General features: G+C 67.8%; 13 protein-coding genes. 4 read left to right on the top strand and 9 right to left on the bottom strand.

All coding sequences use genetic code 11. The features are described 5' to 3' along the window. The first annotated feature begins 5 nt into the window (after window positions 1-5). Both H7J89_RS20160 and H7J89_RS20165 read left to right on the top strand, forming a co-directional pair. Window positions 6-1,469: an oligosaccharide flippase family protein gene (locus H7J89_RS20160; RefSeq protein WP_264045899.1), complete on the top strand. Its 1,464-nt coding sequence runs from the start codon at window positions 6-8 to the stop codon at window positions 1,467-1,469. Further along, the gene (locus H7J89_RS20165; protein WP_264045901.1) at window positions 1,466-3,397 is read left to right on the top strand and encodes a glycosyltransferase; all 1,932 of its coding nucleotides are present in this window, start codon (window positions 1,466-1,468) and stop codon (window positions 3,395-3,397) included. Before H7J89_RS20160 ends, H7J89_RS20165 begins: the two co-directional genes overlap by 4 nt. 17 nt (window positions 3,398-3,414) lie before the next feature. Here the strand turns inward: H7J89_RS20165 and H7J89_RS20170 are convergent, their stop codons facing one another. Beyond that, the gene (locus tag H7J89_RS20170; RefSeq protein WP_264045903.1) at window positions 3,415-4,293 is read right to left on the bottom strand and encodes a hypothetical protein; all 879 of its coding nucleotides are present in this window, start codon (window positions 4,291-4,293) and stop codon (window positions 3,415-3,417) included. Window positions 4,294-4,483: 190 nt separating this feature from the next. On the opposite strand from H7J89_RS20170, the gene H7J89_RS20175 reads away from it, so the two are divergent. Beyond that, window positions 4,484-5,305, top strand: a complete 822-nt coding sequence (locus H7J89_RS20175) for a class I SAM-dependent methyltransferase (RefSeq protein ID WP_264045905.1) — start codon at window positions 4,484-4,486, stop codon at window positions 5,303-5,305. A gap of 11 nt (window positions 5,306-5,316) precedes the next feature. Next, window positions 5,317-6,360: a glycosyltransferase family 4 protein gene (locus tag H7J89_RS20180; protein WP_264046128.1), complete on the top strand. Its 1,044-nt coding sequence runs from the start codon at window positions 5,317-5,319 to the stop codon at window positions 6,358-6,360. Window positions 6,361-6,365: 5 nt separating this feature from the next. On the opposite strand, the gene H7J89_RS20185 is transcribed toward H7J89_RS20180, so the two are convergent. The 8 genes from H7J89_RS20185 to H7J89_RS20220 form a co-directional block, all read right to left on the bottom strand. Further along, window positions 6,366-8,069 carry an FAD-dependent oxidoreductase gene (locus tag H7J89_RS20185; protein ID WP_264045906.1) on the bottom strand — a complete coding sequence of 568 codons (1,704 nt, stop codon included), beginning with the start codon at window positions 8,067-8,069 and terminating at the stop codon, window positions 6,366-6,368. Next, window positions 8,066-8,992: an aldo/keto reductase gene (locus H7J89_RS20190; RefSeq protein ID WP_264046130.1), complete on the bottom strand. Its 927-nt coding sequence runs from the start codon at window positions 8,990-8,992 to the stop codon at window positions 8,066-8,068. Before H7J89_RS20190 ends, H7J89_RS20185 begins: the two co-directional genes overlap by 4 nt. Before the next feature lie 16 nt (window positions 8,993-9,008). After that, complete coding sequence (locus H7J89_RS20195) at window positions 9,009-10,022, bottom strand: glycosyltransferase family 4 protein (protein ID WP_264045908.1); 1,014 nt, start codon at window positions 10,020-10,022, stop codon at window positions 9,009-9,011. Continuing rightward, window positions 10,019-11,497, bottom strand: coding sequence for an O-antigen ligase family protein (locus H7J89_RS20200; protein ID WP_264045910.1), 1,479 nt, complete (start codon window positions 11,495-11,497; stop codon window positions 10,019-10,021). The genes H7J89_RS20195 and H7J89_RS20200 overlap by 4 nt, the downstream gene beginning before the upstream one ends. Then, the gene (locus H7J89_RS20205; RefSeq protein WP_264045912.1) at window positions 11,494-12,951 is read right to left on the bottom strand and encodes a tyrosine-protein kinase domain-containing protein; all 1,458 of its coding nucleotides are present in this window, start codon (window positions 12,949-12,951) and stop codon (window positions 11,494-11,496) included. Before H7J89_RS20205 ends, H7J89_RS20200 begins: the two co-directional genes overlap by 4 nt. Window positions 12,952-13,116: 165 nt before the next feature. Continuing rightward, window positions 13,117-14,793, bottom strand: coding sequence for a hypothetical protein (locus H7J89_RS20210; RefSeq protein WP_264045913.1), 1,677 nt, complete (start codon window positions 14,791-14,793; stop codon window positions 13,117-13,119). Between the two features lie 10 nt (window positions 14,794-14,803). Then, window positions 14,804-16,666: a putative bifunctional diguanylate cyclase/phosphodiesterase gene (locus H7J89_RS20215; protein WP_264046131.1), complete on the bottom strand. Its 1,863-nt coding sequence runs from the start codon at window positions 16,664-16,666 to the stop codon at window positions 14,804-14,806. 206 nt (window positions 16,667-16,872) lie between these two features. Next, entirely contained in the window at window positions 16,873-18,534 is a 1,662-nt protein-coding gene (locus H7J89_RS20220) for a hypothetical protein (RefSeq protein ID WP_264045914.1), read from the bottom strand. Between the last annotated feature and the right edge of the window lie 99 nt (window positions 18,535-18,633).

Consider the following 18,633-nt stretch of genomic DNA (forward strand, 5'->3'; position numbering starts at 1 on the left):
GAGTCATGACTGAGCCGACGACCCCTGGTGCGGTCGTCCCATCGGTGCCGCTCTCGCGGATGGCTCACGCGTTCTCGATTCAACTGATCTGCCGCGCACTGGGGATGCTGGCCTCGGTGGTCTCGGTGGCGATGACGGCGCGTTATCTGGGTCCGGGCCGCTACGGCCAGCTCTCCATCGCGGTGCTCTTCATCGCCGTGTGGACCAGCATGGCCGATCTCGGTATCGCGACCGTGATCGTGCGCCGCGTGACCTCCGGCCAGGGTGACCTCGAGCGTCTGGTGCGCGTCAACAGCGGCATGGCCCTGATCTATTGCGTTCCCCTGGCGTTGTTGGCTGCCGGGTCGGGCTTGCTCATCTACCACGACGCCGACGTCCGAGTGATGCTCGTTGTGCTGTCCGGGGCGCTGCTGATGCAGACCATGACGACGCGGTTCGAGCCGGTGTTCTTGGCCACCGTCCGGTTCTCCGCGGTGGCCATCTCCGACGTCGCCGGCCGCCTGGCCGCGCTGGCCATGGTCGCCTGCTTGGTCGCGGCGCGGGCGGACGTCATCTGGTTCGCTGTCGCGCAACTGATTCCGCCCGCCCTGCAATTGGTGATCCAGGGCACCGCGGCGATGCGGCAGATTTCGGTGCGCCCGGTCTTCGCGCCGCGGGAGGCCGCAGATCTGTTGCGGGAAAGCCTGCCGTTGATGGGCTTTCTGGTCGTCGGACTTCTGTACTGCCGCGCCGACGGGGTGATCCTGTCCCTGCTGAGCACCCACTCCGAGGTGGGCGTGTACGGGTTGGCCTTCACAATCGCGTTCAACACCATCGTGGTGTCGCTGGTCTTCCTCAAGTCGACGCTGTCGACGGCCACCGAGTTGTTCTCGCGTGACGTCGCCGCGTTCGCCGCCTTCCTGCGCCGCAGCGTGGAGCTGATGTACTTCGTGGCGGTCCCCGTCGCGGTTGTCGGCGCGCTGTTGGCCGGACCGCTGATCGGACTGTTCGGCGACAAGGCGTTCGTCGCCCGCGGGACACCGACGCTGGCGTTGCTGTTCGTGGCGGCGGCCCTGCGATTCGTCAGCGGCACGCTGGGCCAGGGTTTGGTCGCCAGCCATCACCAGCGGGTCTTGCTCTGGCTGACGGTCGCCACCCTCGTGCTCAACGTCGCGCTCAACGTCGCGCTCGCCGGGCGGTTCGGCGCCGTCGGCCCCGGCATCGCGCTGGTGTGCACGGAGCTGTTCAACCTGGCGGTCAGCAGCTGGTGGCTGCGCCGGCACTGCGGTTACCGTACGCCCGTGATGTTCTTGCTGCGGGTGCTCATACCGACGGGAGCCAGCGTCGCGGTGGCGCTGTTGCTCCGGGGTCACCACGTGGTTCTCGTCCTCGCGATCGCCGCCGTTGTCTACCTGGCCACCAGCGCGGCGGCCGGCCCGCTGCGCTGGTCGGACTTGGCCTCCTTGCGCCGAAATCAGCTGGCGGCATGAAGCGTGAATTGGACCGGCAATATCTGAAGAGCCCGGTCGGCGGCGCGGCCGCACTGCCGCCCATCCGGTCGATCGCCGTGCTGATCGTGGCCGGTTGCGGCCCCGACACACTCGAGAGGTGCCTCGCCGCCGTCGCCGAGCAGCTGGCCGGGCTGCCGGTCTATGTCTACGAGCCCGGCGACCGCACGGAACTGGCCGCCCGACACCCGCGCGTCCACTGGGTGTCGGGCACGGCGAAAGTCGGCTTCGCCGAGGCCTTCAACGCCCTGGCGGAGCGCGCGCCCAGCGAAGCGGATCTGCTGCTGCTCGACGCCAGAGTTCGCCTGCTGGGGGCGTTGACCCGCACCCGCGAGTTGCTGCGCCAGCCTCGGGTGGCCGCAGTTTCGCCGATGGCGCGCGACGACACCGCACCCGGCTGGAGGCCGTGGGACATCGCAACGCGCCGCCGAACCCTCGTTCGCGAGCTGGCCGCGGGCAGACGGCGCGGCTCACCGATTTCACGCCGCTATGCCCGCCAACCGGCCGAATCACAAGGCGTGGACGGCGAATTGGATGCCACCTGCCTGGCAATCAGCCGCGCGGCGTGGAACACCGTCGGCGGCTTCGACGAAGAGTTTCTCGGCTCAGAAGCAGCTGCGGACTGGCAGGCCCGGGCCCGTGCGGCGGCCTGGCGGATGCTGCTGGCCGACGAGACCGGTGTCGACCGCGCCGGACTCGGCGACCACGAGGGCACCGCCGCCAAGCGTCCCCGCGAGCGGGATCTGGCGCGAGCCGATACCGCGCTGCTGCTCGAGCATCAGCACAGCGTGCACCACGCCGACGCGTATCTGGCCGCTACCGCCCTGCTGCGGCGGCGGTCACGGCGGACCGCTCACGCCGGCCACCGCAAGGACCTGCCCGCGATCGTGATCACCACCAATCGCCTGGTCTACGGCGGCGCCGAAAGGCAAAAAGCTTTGCTGGCAACGGAATTGGATCGCCGGGGCTACTCGGTCACCATCGTCTGCTTGCAACGGTTCGGCCCGATGATCTCCGAGATTCCGGACACCGTGCGCGTGGTACGCCAGCCCTGGTGGGCGCCGGTCGTCCATATCCCCGAAGCCCCGGCGGTGCTCGTCACCGCCGACACCAACACGGAGGCGGGATTCGCCACACTGTGGCGTGCGGGCGCGGCCGGCCGGCGCTGGTTGGTGGCTCCGCATGTCCCGCCCGAGGAGGACCGGCCCATCTACTCGCGGCCGCTGACCGCCGCAATGCGCCGCGCCGACGGCTTCATCGTGCTGGCCCAACGGCATTGGGACATGCTGGTCGCCCAACACCGGCTATCGGGGCGGCGCTTCGTTGCGCCCAACGGCGTCGCGCTCGCCGGTGACCCTGCGCCGCGGGTCCGCGCCGCCGGTGCGCCGCTGCACTTGGTCATGCTCTCGCGCATCGTCGAGCACAAGAATCCGCACCTGCTGATCGAGGCGCTCGCCGGCCTGCCCGATATGCGTTGGCGGCTTTCGATTTTCGGTGACGGCCCGGATCGCGAGAGGTTGCAGGCGCTTACTCCGGCCGGCTTGCGCGATCGGGTGCAGTGGCGGGGATGGTCGGCCGGGCCGGGGCCCGCGCTGGCGGACGCGGACCTGCTGTGTGTCCCGAGCCGGTCCGAGGCGTTTCCGTTGGTGATTCTCGAGGCGATGGCCCGGGCGGTTCCCGTTGCGGCGTCGGCGATTTGCGCCGTGCCGGAGATGCTCGATTTCGGCAGGGCGGGATTCCTGGTCGAGCCCGTGTCGGTGGCGGGGTGGCGGGAGAGCCTGGCCCGGATCCTGGCGGACCCGGACGCATTGCCGTCGGTCGGGCGACGAGGCTTCGAGCGGATGCGCAAGCACTACACCGTCGAGGCGATGACAGACGCCTACCTCGACGCGATCAACGCGGTGCTGTGAATGCGCGCCGGAGGCAATTACTCTCGCGCAACGCCCTCGTATCGGAGGATCTTGGCCACGGTGCGGGGGGACGTCTTGTGCTGCCCGAACCCGCTGTAGAGGAAATACCTGGGCTCCACGTAAAGCTGTTCGATGTCCGTCGGCACATCGGCGAAGTACTCGGACAGGGCGGTGTCGATGAAGAACGCGTCGGAACCGGAGTGGGAGTTGCAGCAGACCAGGCGGTAGCCGAAGCGGGCGAACAGCTCGGCATAACTGCTCAGCGACGCCCCGAAATAGTCGTCGGACTGCCACACGTGCCCGGGGTCGTAGTCGATCTGAAATTTCACCGGCGGGGGGAACTTCCCGTTGTATTCGACGATGAAGAGTTTGGGACGGACGCCATCGGCCAGGAGTTTCTCGACCAGGTAGATGTCGTTGCCGTCCAGGTCGAGGGAGACCACGTCGACTCCGGTGGCATCGATTCTCTGCAGGCAGGACCGGGCCAGCGCAACGATATTGTCCGCCGTTATCCACGCCTTCTCGTAGGCGAACCGCGGATGGTTCTCGACGACCAGGGCCAGGTCCTGTCCCCCGACCCAGAAGCCCTTCCAGCCCAGGGCCGCAAGGATCAGGGTGTTGTTCTCCGTCCCGTCGCCGACACCGAACTCCGCGAAGACACCGCCGTCGAGCCGGCCGATGCGGCGCAGGATCTCCAGCGTTATTCCGTCCTCGTCGGTCGCCGAAAAGCATTTCTTGCCCGCGCGGTTGAGCGGGTTGGGATGGCTCGCCTTCAGCGCCTGGGATTGATCGAAAAGGATCAGATCCTTGAGCTGATCCCGCGTTTGGATGCCGAGAATGCGCCGGACCTTCTGCCGGAGCGTCTCTTTCGGCGGCGGTGTAGCGCTTCTGGCCATCGGAGACCAAAGCTATCACGGGCCCGGGCGACTATTCCCGGCATTCGGTGAATAGCGGTGCTGCACAACGCCCGTCCGCGCCGAAATTCGGCGGTGATTTGCTTGCCGATAGCGTCGAAGGTGCCGTAGGTTCTCCCTTGTCCCGGTGTTTGCTCAAGGCGCGGGTCATGCTCGGGAGGGTTTGATAGGCGTGTTGTGCCGCATCTGCAATTCGAGCACCAGTCTGGCGTTCACGCACCAGATCCTCGCCAGATACGACTGCAAGTACTACTTCTGCGACAACTGCGGCGGTATGCAGACCGAAGAGCCGCATTGGCTGGACGAGGCCTATGCCAGCCCCATCGCGGCGGCGGACACCACCATGCTGTGGCGCAATCAGTATCTTGCACGGGCGATGTCGGTGCTGCTGTACTTCTTGTTCGATCGCCGCGGCCGGTTTCTCGACGCGGCCGGAGGGTACGGTGTTTTCACCCGCCTGATGCGGGACATCGGCTTCGACTATTACTGGACCGACAAGCACTCCCCCAACCTGACCGCGCAAGGCTTCGAGGCGGCTGCGGGTCCGGGCCCGCCGTACACGGTGGTCACCGCCTTCGAGGTGATGGAACATCTCGCCGACCCGGTCGGATTCGTTGCCGAATTGCTGGAGACCACGGGCACCGACTCCATCGTGTTCACGACCGAACTCTTCGACGGCCGGCCCCCGCCTCCGGAGGAATGGATGTACTACGCCTTTGCCACCGGCCAGCACATCACCTTCTACCAGAAATCGACGTTGGCATTCATCGGCAAGCAATTCGGCATGCAGTTCCACACCTCCAAAACGCGGTGGTGGCAGCTCGGGGGCATGGGGTTGCACATTTGGACCCGGGCGAAAATCAATCCGCTGGCCTGGCGGCTGCTGGCCTCGCCCCGCATCACCGGCCTCCTCGAGGGCCTGCCACGACGCGCCCTTCAGACCCGGATGTGGACCGACGCCGACGTGTTCCTGAAGGCCGACGACGAGCGATGAAATCGCCCCGGGTGCTTTGGCTTTCGCCGTGGACGCGGCCGGCGGTGCGGGTGCAGGCCGAGGGGCTGCTGCGGCGCGGAGCCGACGTGTTGCTGGTGACCTCCGACCGGCACCCGGAGTCGGACGCTGCCCGTGAGTACGAGCTGGTGCTAGATCCGCGGTTCAAAACCGCCGCGACTTGGGTCCCGACCTTCAAGGCGTGGCGCCGGATACGTGAGTTTCGGCCCGACGTCGTGATCGCCGAGATCGTCCGCGATCCCCGCTGGATCGCGTTGGCCGGGCGGGTTCCCCGCATCCAGGTGGTGCATGACGACCGGCCGCACGACCCCGACGAACAGGTCCCGTCCTACGAACGCGCGGTGTTCGACCGGTGGGGCGCCCGCTCGGCGGCCACCATCACCTACAGCGAGTACGTCGCGACAGCCGTCGCGGCGCGCCGCGACGTCGCGGGGACCCCCGTGTACGTCGTGCCGCTCGCCAGTGATATTGATCCGCAACGTGTTCCACCATTCGTGGCGCCCGAGGGGCGCCGGGATTTCGTCATGTTCGGCCGGCTCAACCCGTACAAGAACGTCGACGTCGTGCTCGAGGCGTGGCAGCGCCATATCGTCGGCGGCGGCTGGCGCGGAGACAACCTGGTGCTCATCGGCGACGGGCCCCTGGACCCCGCCGCCCTGCCCAAACACACGCGCTGGCGCAACGGCAGCTACCGCTACGCCGACGTCATCCCGATCCTGGCCGCCGCGAAGGGTTCGGTCTCGCATTATCGGCGCGCGTCGCAAAGCGGCGTGCAGGTGCTCTCCATGCAGCTGGGTGTGATGCCGATCGTGTCGACGTCCGGCGGTCTGCCCGAGTACCAGCCGCCCGGCTGTCCCCCGATCGGTGTCGACGATGTCGCCGGGCTCGCCGCCGCCTTCGACCTGCTGGCCGACCCGGTAACCGCGGCGCGGCACGGCGCCGAGGCGGCACGCTACTACGCGCAGCATTGCGACGTCGACATCGTCGCGGAGCGCTTTTTGGATGTCATCGCCCGGGTGCTGGCCGGTCGGCGTTGACTTGCCTACGCCGTCCCGGGATCTGAACGCTCGCAGGCCATTCGAGCCTTCTTAAGGCGATCGGCGAGCCGGACACCCAGTGCAATGCCCAACAGGGTCGGGTTGGCCTGGCTCGACGTCGGCAGGACCGACGTGCTCGCCACGTACAGCGCGCGCACGCCGTGAACCTGTAGGTCCGGGTCGACGACACCGCCCTCGGGAGTGTGCGACATGCGCGTCGTTCCGGCCTGGTGGTAACCGGCGTGCCCGGCCAAGAACTCGCGCACCGCGCCCTCGACGTCGTCGGTCAGCCACTCGACGCGTCCGGCGCCGTGGTGACGCAGGTGCTCATCGATCGCGGCGATGGCCCTGCGCACGCTTTGGTAGTCGCCGTCGGAGAAGTGGATATGAGTGCGGATCCTGCGCATGCCGAGGGCGTCGCGGTCGTCGGCAAGCTCGACGCGGCTCTCCCAGTGCGGAAGATGTTCCCCGTGGTAGTGCAGCAGATATCGATTGTCCGCGCTCTTCACGAAAAAACCCGGCGCCTTGCGGCCCCTGCGGAAGAAGCGGGCATAGGAGAACGTGATCGCAAACCGGATCGACGGGAACAGGTCCCGCACGATGTTGCGCAGGTGCGCGAGGATCCGCGGCGGACCGTCGGTTTGGGTGTGCTTCGCGCGGATGGCCTCCGCGAGCAGGAAGCGGCCGATCGGGGAGATCAGGGTGAGATAGACGCCGGAAAGGATGCCGCTTCCATGCCCCGGGTCGCTGATTGGCGGATTGACCAGCCACACAGCGGCATTCGGCAACCCGGCGGCGCGCTGCAGACCCGGATCGAGGGTGAAGCGCCGGCGCACATACACCCCGTCGCCGTCCCGCTCGTAGGCATAGCTGACCTGATCGGTGGCGAATTGCACGCGCGCGACCCGGCCCTCGACGTGCGACATGTACCAGCGCCCGAGGTGGCCGCCCGCGTTTCCCAGACCCGCCGGGTGATGGCGGTCCGACGCGAGCAGCAGCCGGGTCGCCTCCAAACCACCGGTCGCGATGACGTAATCCGCGGCGATCACGTTCCCGTGCCGGCCGTCGAGCGTCTTGACCACGAGGTGGTCAACGGAGTCACCGGCCGGTGTCGTCACGATCTCGGTGCAGGTAAGGCCGGTCCACACGGTCAGGGAAGACGCATCGTGCAGCGCCGCCCGGTACTCGTGGCCGAAACGCGTTGGTAGTGCCCAGCGCTCGAGATCAGTTGTGCGCACGTCGCCGTCGGGCAGCCCGGCGATCAGTTCCCGCTGCGCAAGCTCCGGAATCTCCCGCGCGTTGAATGCCGCCCGACCACACGCCGCCCAATCACAGGCACGCTGCAGGTAGGGCTCGACGTCGTCGTATCGGATCGGCCAGGGTGCCTGCGCGGTGAGCGGGCGGTCCTCGAAGTCGATCGGATCGAACTTGACGCAGCGGCCACCCCAGAGCGCCGTGGTCCCACCAACCTGCCGACGGATCATGAGCTCACTGCGCGCATGGAGATCGTCGTCCTGGCGGGAATCCAGTTCCGACAACTCTTGGGCCGCTTCGTATTTGCGTTCCCGTCCGCTCTCGATCAACGCCACCTGGACGCCGGACCGCGCGAGTTCCAGCGCCGTCGCAATGCCGATCGCGCCCGCCCCGACGACCACGACGTCGGTCCGGATCGTCATGTTCGGGGCGAACTCCCGGGGGCCACGGATCACGCGGCAGCACCCCCACGGACCTCCGCCACCAGAGCGAGGAACCGCGCCAGGGTCTCCGGGTCCGGCGGCGCCGAGACCGCGCCGGCCGCTTCGCTGACCCGGAGCGGGTCGGTGGTGCTGTAAAGGATTGCGCGGCAACCGGTTGCGACAGCCGAGGAGCCGAGGATGAGCTTGGGCAGCGCTCCGGGAGCGAGCGGATCGAGCTGGAGGGTGTGGCGCCAGCGCCGCGCCAACTCCGCGTCGGCCCGCAACGCGTTCGAGAGCGCCGCGTACGAACGTTGCAGCACGCCGAATGCGAGATCCGCTGGGCGCGGAGGCGGATGGAACAGGTCGGCGCGCACCTGGCTCACCCCTTCCGGCGCGAAGGACGCGGCGAAGTCCGTGTCGAGCCCCTCGTCCTGTGAGACACCCCAGGCGCGTATCTTGCCCTGCCGGCAGGCACGTTCGAAGAATTCGCGGAGTTCACCGCCGGCCACGGTGTCCCCCGGCCGTGGGCCGTGAACGAACAGGATGTCCACGTAGTCGACGCCCAGCGCCGCGAGACTCTCGTCGAGGCTGCGGGCCGCGGTAGCCGCGTCGTACACGCGGGCGGTTTCGGGTGTCGCCTGCTGCCGCTTGACGGCGCGCCGCAGCGCCGGCGCCTTGCGCAGCAGTGCCCGCGCCGGAGCCTGAAACCGGCCGAGGCGGCGGGCCATCCCCCCGACGTCGATGCCGAATTTGGTTGCGACGGTGACGGTGTCGCGCGGGACCGTCCGCAGGAACGCCCCCAGTTCCGCCTCCGCCCTCCCCAGGCCATACATCCGTGCGGTGTCGAAGTGCGTGATGCCGCTGTGCACCGCGGCGCCCAGCACGGCCATCCGTTCCCGGCGGGACGGCGACTGCATCAGACCGCCGCATCCGAAGCCCACCGCGCTCACTCTCAGCTGCGACCCCTCGAGCTCAACTTGCTCTAACACCGCAGCCCTCGTAAATCCGGCGCAGCTCCGCGTCGATGATCCGCGGGCTCCGCGTCGCCGCGATGTGTTCCTGACCGCGACGCCCGTCACGCTCGGCCAGCTCCGGGTCGCGCAGGTACCGGCCGATCGCCGCCGCCAACGCGGACGCGTCACCGGCGGGGACGAGCATGCCCGGGTCCGAGGCGATCTCGGGCGTCCCACCGACCGGAGTCGCCACGAACGGCCGCCCGCCGGCGAGGGCCTCGGTCAGGATCATCGGCATTGCCTCGGCGAACGACGGCAGCGTCACCACGCGGACCGACCGGAGGAGTTCGCGGACCCGATCCGGATGTATCGGGGGCTCGACGCTGAGGCGCTCCGTTGGCGGCGGCGTGTAGTCGTCGACGACACCGACTATGCGGCAACGTCCTTCGATGCCCTCGGCCAGCAGCAGCCGCCAGGCCGAGACCAGCGTGTCGACGCCCTTGCGGCGACCGATGGTGCCGGCGAAAAGCACGACGGGCGGTGTCGAGCCGGCCCCGGGCGCGTCTCGATCGATGACGACCGGGTTGGCCACGATCGACACCGGCACCGCGGGCGCAACCCATTTCGCGGCGGCACGCGCTTCCTCCGACAAGACGATGAGATGGTCCGCCTTCCTCAGCGTCGAGCCCACGAAATGGCGGTGCGACCGGGAAAATTGCGGAAAGTCGGAGCCGTGGATGGTCACGACGACCCGGAAGCCGCGCGCCCGCGCGAGGCGGATCAGCGACCCTTCGCGCAGCCAGGCGCCGCCGTTCGACATATGGAAGTGCACGACGCCCCCGCGCGGCGCCCGGGCCAGCGCGGCCCCCGCGCGCGCGGTGAGCCACAGATTCTTGGCGTGGTGGCGCCCGTTCCAGGTCGACAGGACGTGAATTTCGTCGGCACCGATCCTGTTGTCGCGGATGACTCGTATCACGGACTGCGTGCCGCCGAAGCTGTACATGTCGGGCCCGACGTGAGTGACCGCAATCATTTTCCGCCGGCAGCGGCCAGCGCCGGCGCCGGGTCGCCGTCCGCCTGGTCCGCTTCGGAGTTGTTGTGCCGTAGACCGGCGAATCCCATGGCCGTTCCGAGGGCGAGCCCCAAAGCCAGTGCATCCATGGGCATTTCGGGCAGTGGCCAGACCGCGGATATCGCGAGCAGACCGGCGCAGACCGCCGCACTGATCTTCGCCGGCGTCGTCGCGCAGCGCAGCGCCCGGACAATCGGCGTCAACGCGATCCAGGCGAACGCCGCCATGCCCACGGCCCCGGCCTTGGCCAGCCACCATTGGTAGAAGAGGTGGGAGTAGGTGGGGCCCAGCGTCCAGGCGAAGGCCTTCGGATCGTTGCCGGACGGCAACTGGTAGGCGTATCCCAGGCCGTGGCCGAACACCGGCGCCTGGGCGATCGCGGCGTTGAGCCGCGCGACCTCTCGCAGCCGGTCCAGTGTCGATTCGTCGGTGGCGAGCGCACTGGCCGAAACCCCGCCGAACACCCGCTGATTGAATGCGGTGAACTGGTCGCTGAGCCACGACCCCGCCTCCGACTGCTGCAGCAGGAACAGCGACCCCGGCAATATCAGCGCGGCCACACCGGCGCTGACAGCGGCCACGGCGGCCGTACGCCGCATGGCCCGCCAGCCGAAGTTGGCGAAGAAGGCGACGGTCGCGCCCACCGCCACGGCGATCAGCGTGTTCCGCGAGAAGGCCAGCAGCGAGATGATCAGCGCGGGCGGGCCGAAGGCGAGGAACGTCATCGGCCGGACGCGACCGATGATCGACGCGGCGACCAGCGCGGTGAGCGCGGCGGTGGCCGGCGTCTGGGTGGACAGGACGATGCGGAGGGCTTGACCTGCGCCAATCGCGCCCTCCAGGCTTTCGGCCCGGCCGGCCAGCCGGATGGCATGCAACGAACTGAAGATCGCCATCGCCGCCGAGAACCACAGCGTCACGACCATCACGCGCATGCAGAACTTCAGGTAGCCGCCGTACACGATCAACAGTGCCAGCACGAACCCGATGACCATCTCGATCAAAGTCGTCGATTCGTGTAGCACCATCGTGGCGTCATGGCCCATCTGGAACCCGACCACAGTGAAGTACGCGACGGTCAGCACGAACATCGCCGGCAGCAGGAAATCCTTGAACCGCGGTCTGACGATCGGGAGGAGGTAGCCGATCGCCAGCACCGCGGCTACCTGGTACGCGTAGATCGCCACCGGCCCAATCACTTTGCCGATGTGCAATCCCTCCGGCAGCGCCGCGAACGCCAGGAACAGCGTCACCCCCGCCAGCCCCTCGCGCTTCACCCAGTAGACGACCAGGCAGAACGTTGCGGCGATGAGCAACACTCCCTCGGTGGTTCGGCGCACCGCGAGCACGCCAAAGACGAAGCAGCCGAACAGGAATACCGTCAGCAGGACGCCGTCTACTGCCAGGCGGGGGCGACCGGGCAGGTAGGGGATCACGCCGGCCCGCCGACCTTCGTCCGATAGGTCTTGGCCGCGGCCCTGATGTGCAGGGACGGCCGGGCGTCGGTCAGCACGGTGCCGACCACCTGTGCACCGGCCGAGCGCAAGGCGGTCAGCGCGTCGGTGAGCTCGTCGACGGTGGTCCGGCGCGCCCGCACCACCAGCACCGTGGCCGACACGGCCCCCGACAGCAGGCCGCTGTCCGGCGTCGCCAGCACCGGCGGCCCGTCGACCACGATCCGGTCGAAGCGTGACGACAAGTCCAGCATCACCCTGTCGATCACCTCCGGCAGAAACGCGCTGCAGGGCGGGGTTTCGCGGCGGGCGGACCGGGACGCGAGGATGAACAGCTTGGCGATCGGCGTCGGCTTCACGGCTTCCGCAGCGATCTCGGGACTGGCCAGCGCGTTGGCCAGCCCTTCCCCCGACTCGACCCGCAGCAGACCGGCGATCACGTGCCGGCGCGTATCGCCCTCGACGAGCAGGACGTCCTCGCCGATCTCGGCGAGGGCCAACGACAGGTTCAGTGCCGTGGTCGTGGTCCCCTCCCCACCGAACGGCGCCGCAACCAGCACTCGGCGGGCGTCGGGGCCGATCGCCCTGAGCAGCCGGGCGCGCAAGCCGCGCACGGCGTCGTCGAGGGCGGAGTCGACGCCGAATCGCGGGGTGTTCCCGCGCCTGCCGGGCAGCTCGGCCAAAGTCGGCAGGCCCGAAAGCTGTTCCAGCTTCTCCCGGGATCGCACGGTGCGATCGCTGGCCTCGCGGGCCACCGCCACCGCGATGGCCAGCAGGATTCCGGCGACAAATCCCATCGCCATGTTGCGCACCGGCACCGGCGTCACGGGGTGATCGGGCACCCGCGGCGCCTCCACCACCCGCGCCCTCGCCACCGGCATGGGCTTGGCCGTTGGTTGGCCGGGCGCTTCCGACGGCGGGGCCGCGGGCGGATTCGGCTCGCCGACGTCGGGCCGGGCACCGGGCGCCACCGGCACGGGCCGGCCGTTCGAACCCATGGTCGCGCCGAGCGTCGGCACCAGCGCGGCGAACTGATCGGCCATCGCTCCCGCCAGGGCCGCGGCACGGTTCGGGTCGGTGTCCTTGACGGTGATCGTGAAAAGCTGGGACTTGGCGGTGTATTTCACCTGGGTTTGGGTCACCAGGGTGTCCGCGCTGATCGGGGCCTGCAGCTGGTTCACCGCGCGCTCGGCCACCGTCCGGCCGCCCGCGATCTGCGCGTACGACGACAACCGTTCCTGCGCGGTCAGCGTGCCGTTGTACAACTCGGTGAGGTCGGTGGCACCGGGAAAGGAAATGAGGATGGTGGCCGTCGACTGGTAATGCTTCGTCTGCAATGCCGTGACCGCCGCGGCGCCGATTGTGCACGCCAGCAATGCCCCCAAGGCGAGTTTCCAATGCGTGAGGAGGGTCCGGACAAAGGTGCGGAAATCCATCCACTAACCTCTCTGGGGCGACGCCACGCCAATAGCGTCGAATTGATTTGCCTTACACCCGCCGCGCAAAGCCCAGTGCACATTATGCAGCACTCGCCACGCAGCATCGTCCTAATCGCAACGCGTTCTCGTCCCCCGCTTGGAAGCATTTGCTGGCGCCCACGATCATTGGCGCGGGGCGGAAGTCAGCGCCTCGCGCGGGATGTCGAGGGTTGCGAGCGGATACCCCCCGGATTCGTCGCGCCCGGAACGGGCCAGCCGCATGGGTGGATAGTTCACCACGTGCGACGCGTCCGGCTTGTGCTGTTGCCAATCCACGGATGCGCGCAGCGTGTAGTGCCCAGGCGCCAACCCCGCCAGGTCGACGGTCACCGATTCGGTGAACGACGCCGGGACAGGTTGACTACCCGGGTTCTCCGCTGAGGGGACCAGTTTGTGCAGGGCCACGGCTGTCGGCAGCGTGCGGACCACCGCGCCGGAGAAATCCACCAGCCGGTAGCTGGGCACCCATTTCTCGACCGCCCCGGCGCTGCCGTAGTTGGTCCACACCACCGATATGGTCGCCACGCGATCGCGAAACGATTCCGATCCCGGCCGCGCTTCCACGGAGTAGCGATAGCCGGCCGACACGTTGGCTTGTGCCCACAGCAGGTACAACGCCGGGTCCATCGGGGTGTTCGAATCCACGGCCGGGAAGTTGAAACTCGACGTCATCGAGACGTGATACTTCACGACGTCGCGCAGGCCCTTTTCGTAGTAGGACCGCGCGGTCGTTCCGTCGGGCAACTGGCACCATTCGGTGATCACCAATGCCGAGGCCAACCGGTCTTTCAGCTGGCCGACGACCGGATCTTTCGTATGCACGTAATACGAGCCATCCGACTCCGCCCACACGGGCAACGGCGCGTACACGCCGAGGCAATCCGAGCGGATGCCCACCGGCGCGGACACCTTCTTGGTGACATCATCGGCGAGCAGCTCGCGAACGATCTCGGGATTCAGCGCGGTGGTCACCAATCGCGTATGGGGGAACGCGTTCACGTTCGCCGCGACCAGCTGTCCGATGGCCGCTTTGGTGATGCTCTGATCACGAAACTGGCTGTAGTAACCCAGCTTTGCGATGCTCTCTTCCGGAGAGGGTCCCGGTGCCCCCAGCGTGTCGCGCAGATAGGCGGTGTGATTCTCGCTGAAGTCCCCATAGCCGGAGAACTCGAAAACGCTCAGCCGCTCGTCGCCGTCGTAGCGGCGACCGAGCGCGGCGAGCAGCTGCCCGAAGGCGTTCAGGTACGCGGGGTCGTTCCAGTTCGGCACCACGTGCGCCACCCCGGGTGTCCACCAGTATCGTTGCGGCCCCGTGTAGCTGGTGGACGCGGAGCGCATCCAGTCCGGAATGGCGATGTTCGTGTTGTTCGCATAGGTGGCGTCGCAACAGGAGTTGTAGGCGAACACGCGAAGCGTGAGCCGCATGTTCCTGCTCGCGAGCTTCGCCAGGGCGTCATCGATCACGCTGAAGTCGAACTTGCGATCGTCGGGCGCGTCCGCGGGCAGCGTGTTCGGGTCGGTGGGCTGCAGCTGCCGCCACGAGACGCGCAGGCTGGCGTCGTACGGCGCCGGCCACGCCGGATACCGCTGCTGCGCGGAATTGCCTTGCGGGAAAAGCGGCATCATCAGGTCTTCGTATTGCCCGCGCAGCGGATTCGCTACCTCCTGCACGCTGAGCGGGATGGCGGGACTGACCACGGCGGACAGCGGATCGGGGTCGCTGTGGCCACCGCATCCGCTCAGCACGAGCGCCGAGCACGCGACGATGACCGCCGCGCGCTTCCTCAGTTTTCGGACCATCGGTGCGATGCTAGATGGCGTTCGTCGGCAACGCCTTGAGGTCGGCCAAAAACGGCATCGGCAGCCACCGCGCGGCCAGCAACGCTTCCATCTCGTCGCCGGGCACGGGGCGCGATAGCAAAAAACCCTGCGCCCGGCGACACCCGTGTTGCATCAAAATCATTGCCGCGTCGGGTGTTTCAACTCCCTCGGCCACCACTTCCAGGCCGAACGCCTCGGCCAGCCCGATGATCGCGCGAACGATCGCCAGATCACCGGCGTTTTTGCCCAGATCGCGCACGAATCCGGTGTCGATCTTGAGCATGTCGACCGGCAGGGATTTCAGGTGCGACAACACCGCATAGCCGGTGCCGAAGTCGTCGATGGCCAGCTGGACCCCGACTTCCTTGAGCTCCGCCAGGGTCTTTCGAGTGGTGTCGATGTCGTGGACCACGGCGCGCTCGGTGATCTCCAGGCACACCGAGCCCGCTTCGAGGCCGAACTCGTCTATGGTGTCGGCGACGTCGCGCACGAACCCGCGGCTGATGAGCTGGATGGGCGACACGTTGATCCGCATGACGGCCTCCCGGCCGACACCGTTGGCCTGCCAGCGACTGAAATCGGCGCACGCGCTGCGCAGCACCCAGCGGCCCAACTCCATCGCCAGGTTGGTCGATTCGGCGATCCCGATGAACGAATCCGGCAGCAGCAGACCCCAAATCGGGTGCCGCCACCGCACCAGCGCCTCCGCGCCCACGATGGCGCCCGTCGACAGGTCGACCTCCGGCAAATAGTGCAGCAACAGCGCCTCGCTGCCGATGTCGCCCTGCAGATGCAGCTCGATGTCGTTGCGGAACGCGCGTTTGAGGGACATGTCATCGGTGGACACCGCAATCTGGTTACCGCCACCGCGTTTCGCCGTCAGCACGGCCTCGTCGGCCCGGCGGAGCAGGTCGGTGCAGTTGTCCAGCCCCGGGACACCCACCGCCAGCCCGATGCTGACCGTCCGGCTGATCACGTGGCCGCCGATGGCCAGGCGCTCGCACAGCATCGCCGAGAGGCGCCGGGCGAACGACTCGGCCGCTTCCGGCGTCATCGGCTGGTCGGGCACGACGACGAACTCGTCCCCGCCCAGCCGGGCGATCGTGCTGTTGGGAGCGCAGATCCGGATGCGTTGCGCGAAGACCCGGATGAACCAGTCACCGGCGGTGTGGCCGAGGTAGTCGTTGATCGGCTTGAGCCGGTCGAGGTCGAGGTACAGCACCGCGATGGGCCCGGGGCGTCCCGCCAACAGCCGTTCGGTCAGGTGCGCGACCAGGGCACGACGGTTGTACAGGCCGGTCAGATCGTCATGCTCGGCGAGATAGCGGAGCTTTTCTTCGGCCGCGATGCGCGCTTGCACCTGCGCGAACAGCGCGGCGACGGCCTCGAGCGTGTTGATCTCGTCTTGCTCCCACTTGCGGGCGCCGAACTTGACGAAGCCGAGCAAGCCGGTGGTGGTCTCACCCGAGACCAGCGGTGCGGCGGCCACCGAGGGCGACGCGGCCACTTTGGCGCCGCCCAGCCGGCGCCGAACATAGCGTTTCGACTGCGCCGGCCGGATCACCACCGGTTTGCGGCCGTGCCCGCACTGCGCGAGGACCGACTCCGCGATGTCCAACTGGGCGAAGGCCGTCGGATCCGGATCCGCGGCGTCCGTCCGGGGTGGCCACTCGGCGACCAGCGCCGAAGCCCGGGTCTGCGGGTCGAGGTGTCGCAAGAAGCTGGCGTCCACGTCGAACTGCTCGACGAGCTGTGCGAGCACCTTCTGGCTCACCAGGCCGGCCGTCGCTGCGGTGGCTTCCATCAGCTGCGTGGCGACGGAGGTGACGACCAGGTCCAGGCTGCGCGGCACGGTCTCCTCCGATACGGGCATGCATCCCAGCCGGGCGGGGGGACGGTCTCGAGGCGGATCCCGTGTTTACGCGGACCCGGGCAGGTCACGATCGGTTTCAGTCAGCAAAAAACGTATCACGCAGTACCCGCTTCATCCGGCCTAACGAGCAACTTGTGCGGCGCTGGTTGACGGTGACAAAGGCGGTCCTTGCGGGCCGCTGCGCGTCATTGACCGGCGGTGGAGGCGTCGCTCGCGATGTCCAGGGTGGCGATCGGATACAGGCCGGAACCGTCGCGGCCGTCGCGGGCCAGCGCCATCGGCGCGTAGTTCACCACGTGCGAGGCGGCCGGCTTGTGCTGCTGCCACTCCACCGACGCGCGCAGCGTGTAGTGCCCGGGCGCCAGGCCCGTCACGTCGACGCGCACCGACTCGGTCGACGACTCCGGAACCGCCTCCTCGCGTGACTGGCTGGAGTCGTCGTGCGACAAGGTCTTGAGATTGACCGTCGCCGGAATGGTGCGGACCACCGCTCCCGAGAAATCGACCAGCTTGTAACCGGGTGCCCATTGCTCGGTGACCGCCGCCGAGCCGTAGTTGGTCCAGACGACCGAGATGGAAGCCAGCTTGCCCTGGATGGACTGCGATCCCGGCTTGGCCTCTACCGAATACCGGTAACCGGCGGAGGTGTTCGCCTTGGCCCATAGGAGATAGAGCTGTGGATCCATCGCCGACGTCGCATCCCGGTCGGGGAAATCGGCGCTCGCCGTCATCGAGACGTGATACCTGACGACGTCGTGCAGGGCCTTCTCGTAGTACGACCGCGGGTCGGTCCCGTTCGGCAACCGGCACCACTGGCTGATCACCAGCGCCGAGGTGAGCCGCTGCTTGATCGTGTTGACGGCGGCGTCGTTGAACCGCACGTAGTGCGAGTCGCTGGACTCGGCCCACTCGGGCAGGGGGGACTGCACCCCAAGACAATCCGCGCGGATGCCGACCGGTGCGGACAGTTTTTTGGTCACGTCGTCGGCGAACAACTCGCGGACGATCTCCGGATTCTCGGCGGTGACCACGAGTTGGGTGTGGGGGAACGCGCCGACGTTCGCCGCGACCAGTTGCCCGATGGATGCTTTGGTGATGCTTTGATCACGGAACTGGCTGTAATAGCCCAACTTCGGCATGCTGTCGTCCGGTGCCGGCCCGGGAGCACCGAGCGCGTCACGCACGTACGCGAGGCTGGTCTTGCCGAAATCACCGTATCCGGAGAACTCGAACACGCTGAGGCGCTCATCGCCGTCGTAGCGCCGCCCGAGCGCGGCGAGCAACTGCCCGAAACCGTTCAGGTAGCCGGCGTCGTTCCAATTCGGGACCACCTGTGCCACACCGGGTCCGGAGCCGTTGGGCGTTGCGGGATAGCTGGTGGCCGCGGGGCGGATCCAGTCCGGAATCGCGATGTTGGTGTTGTCCGGATAGGAATCGTTGCAACAGGACTTGTAGGCGTACACGCCGAGGGTCAGCCGCATGTTCCGGCTGCCGAGCTTCGTCAGCGTGTCGTCGATCACGCTGAAGTCGAACTTGCGGTCGTCGGGAGCGTCGGGGGGCAGCGTGCGCGGGTCGACCGGCTGCAACTGCCGCCACGAAACCCGCAAGCTGGCGTCATCCGACGCGGGCCAGGCAGCGTACCGCTGCTGCGCGGGATTGCCTTGCGGGAAAAGCGGATTCAAGCCTTCTTCGTACTGGCCGCGCAGCGGGTTGGGGATTTCCTGAGCGGTGGGCGGAATGGCCGGACTGACCATCGCGGACAGTGGGCCGGGATCGCTTTTGCCACCACATCCGCTCAGCACCATCGCCGTGCACACGACAGCGGCCAGCGCGCTCTTCCTGGTCATCACGCTTGCTTCTCCCAACACACACCGGTGCCCACTGAAGTGGCCCCGTACTGCCTGGGTTTCCGGTGCGTGTATCCGCGGGGCAGGTCACGAATTGGC

Source organism: Mycobacterium paraffinicum, assembly GCF_025822865.1.
Taxonomy (GTDB): domain Bacteria; phylum Actinomycetota; class Actinomycetes; order Mycobacteriales; family Mycobacteriaceae; genus Mycobacterium; species Mycobacterium paraffinicum.

Coding starts and splice junctions, on each gene's coding strand:
- H7J89_RS20170 (WP_264045903.1), bottom strand. CDS start 4,293: ATGGCCAGAAGCGCTACACCGCCGCCGAAAGAGACGCTCCGGCAGAAG.
- H7J89_RS20220 (WP_264045914.1), bottom strand. CDS start 18,534: ATGACCAGGAAGAGCGCGCTGGCCGCTGTCGTGTGCACGGCGATGGTG.
- H7J89_RS20205 (WP_264045912.1), bottom strand. CDS start 12,951: ATGGATTTCCGCACCTTTGTCCGGACCCTCCTCACGCATTGGAAACTC.
- H7J89_RS20160 (WP_264045899.1), top strand. CDS start 6: ATGACTGAGCCGACGACCCCTGGTGCGGTCGTCCCATCGGTGCCGCTC.
- H7J89_RS20165 (WP_264045901.1), top strand. CDS start 1,466: ATGAAGCGTGAATTGGACCGGCAATATCTGAAGAGCCCGGTCGGCGGC.
- H7J89_RS20210 (WP_264045913.1), bottom strand. CDS start 14,793: ATGGTCCGAAAACTGAGGAAGCGCGCGGCGGTCATCGTCGCGTGCTCG.
- H7J89_RS20195 (WP_264045908.1), bottom strand. CDS start 10,022: ATGATTGCGGTCACTCACGTCGGGCCCGACATGTACAGCTTCGGCGGC.